General features: G+C 33.6%; 1 protein-coding gene. It reads left to right on the top strand.

Features of this window, described 5'->3' with window-relative positions; all coding sequences use genetic code 11:
• Positions 1-384: IS110 family transposase (locus OM075_RS25785; RefSeq protein ID WP_301193410.1), on the top strand; the 384-nt coding region annotated here is incomplete at both ends.

Genomic DNA, 384 nt, shown 5'->3' with positions numbered 1-384 from the left:
AAGATGGCTCATTTAGTAGTTAAGAATAATCTTAATGGGATAGAGTCCTTTTTAACTAGTTTGCCTAAAACTGCACTTCTATGTGCTGAATATACAGGTGTTTATGGAGAGTTGTTAGTTTTTCTTTGTAATCAGTTTAATGTACCAATTGCTTTAGCTACTGGTTATGAAATAAGACATAGTTTAGGGCTTCGTAAAGGGAAAACAGATAAGGTTGATGCATCTCGTATACGTGAATATGGAGAAAGGTTTGGAGACCGGTTAGAAAGTACTATTTACGCTAAAGAACAAATGAGAGAATTAAAGGAACTCTTTAGATTAAGAGGGCAGTTAGTTAAGGAAAGAAAAATGTTATTTACTCATGAGAAGGTTAAACCAGAAATG

Origin of the sequence: Plebeiibacterium sediminum (assembly GCF_026013605.1) — a bacterium.
GTDB classification, from domain to species: domain Bacteria; phylum Bacteroidota; class Bacteroidia; order Bacteroidales; family Marinilabiliaceae; genus Saccharicrinis; species Saccharicrinis sediminus.
Note: the sequence above shows the minus strand (reverse complement) of the source record. Positions and strands in the feature narration are given on the sequence as shown.